The organism is Pseudomonas sp. 05T35 (assembly GCF_056396605.1).
In genome coordinates this window covers 1-1482 of the sequence record NZ_JBFTLU010000705.1, presented here as the reverse complement: position 1 = coordinate 1482, position 1482 = coordinate 1, and the positions used below count along the sequence as shown (strand labels likewise).

General features: G+C 58.3%; 2 protein-coding genes and 1 pseudogene. 1 reads left to right on the top strand and 2 read right to left on the bottom strand.

The window, feature by feature from the left end; translation table 11 throughout:
• Window positions 1-428: pseudogene (locus AC1DH9_RS29065) on the top strand (lipid kinase YegS); the annotation flags it as partial.
• A gap of 7 nt (window positions 429-435) precedes the next feature.
• Here the strand turns inward: AC1DH9_RS29065 and AC1DH9_RS29060 are convergent.
• Together AC1DH9_RS29060 and AC1DH9_RS29055 are read right to left on the bottom strand one after the other, a co-directional pair.
• A complete protein-coding gene (locus AC1DH9_RS29060) occupies window positions 436-1095 on the bottom strand; it encodes a response regulator (protein WP_427532785.1) in 660 nt (219 codons plus the stop codon).
• Window positions 1092-1482 (bottom strand): sensor histidine kinase (locus AC1DH9_RS29055; protein WP_477809327.1); only part of this gene is annotated, 391 nt, incomplete at its 5' end. The genes AC1DH9_RS29055 and AC1DH9_RS29060, both read right to left, overlap by 4 nt.

Here is a 1482-nt window from a genome sequence, read left to right as displayed (position 1 = left end):
GTGCGGCGTACCTGTTCACCGGTTTGACGCGGTTCAACGAATTGCATGCCGCCTATGGGGAATTGCAAGGCCCCGGCTTTCACTGGCATGGCGACCTTCTGGCGCTGGGGATTGGTAATGGTCGGCAAGCGGGGGGCGGACATGTACTGTGCCCGCAGGCGTTGGTCGATGATGGCTTGTTGGATATCAGCATTCTGCCGGCACCGCAGGAGGTGGTCGCAACCCTGCGTGATCTATTGGCTGATGGTTGGGGCATCGACAATATGTTCGTGCGTGTGCGCTTGCCGTGGGTTGAGATCAAGGTTTCGGAGGGGCTGTACATCAATCTGGATGGCGAGCCCCTGCAAGGCGACAGCTTGCGCTTTTCTACGCGTCCAGGCGCGTTGCGCGTACATCTGCCCGAGGGATCGGCGTTACTGGGGCGTTGAATCTGGTCTAGTCGTCGAGACTGATGATTTGCTCGCGCACGGCAAACAGTACCAGGCCCGCGACATCGAAGATCTGCAAGCGCTTCATGATCTGAGAGCGGTGGGTTTCCACCGTTTTGATGCTCAGGCCCAAACCATTGGCAATCTCGCGAGTGGATTTGCCACGCACGATCAAGCGCAGAATCTCTAGCTGACGAGCTGTCAGGTTATGTGTGTCGACGGGTTCTGGCTGGCTGTTCTGGGCACGCACCAGCGCCTGGTTGATCACGGTATGAGCGATGGCCGGGCTCAGGTAGCGTTCATTGTTGCGCAAGGCTTCAAGCGCGTGTTCCAGCTCCGTGGCGGTGGTGTCCTTGAGCAGATAGCCGTGAGCGCCTGACTCCAGGGCTTGCATGATCAGTGTCGGGTCGGTGTGCATCGACAGGATCAGCACTTTGCTTTGTGGGCGTATGGCCTTGAGTTTTTGCAGAGCCTCAAGCCCGCCGGTTTCCTTCATGGATATATCCAGCAGGATGATGTCGGGGTTCAGCTTCTCGACCATTTCGAGCAGCTGTGCACCATCATTGGCTTCACCAATGACGGCGTAACCGGGAATATCCAGAACCAGTGCACGTACGCCGGCTCTGATCAGCGAGTGGTCATCCACCAGAAGCAAGTTACAAGTCAATGTTGAACCTTATTCGTACTGGCTCGTTCGAGCGCACGGGGTGCCCAGGGGAAAAGTGCTTCGATCTGCGTGCCTTTGCCGGGCTCGCTGATGACGCTCAGGGTGCCGCCCAGTTGTTCGACCCGCTCCGACATGCCGGCCATTCCACGTTGCCCTTCACGGCCAGGATGGGTGGCGGGAGAAAAGCCCTGCCCGTCATCGCTGATAAACAGCGCCAGTCCTTGGGGCAGACGTTGCAGGCGAATCAGCAGGTTCTTGGCTTGTGCATGGCGCAGCATATTGGTGACGGCTTCCTGAGAAATCCGAAACGCCGCCACCGCCATTTCTTCCGGAATACCGGTCAGGCGCTGCTGGCATTCAAGGCTCCAGTTCACGGCAGTATTGGCC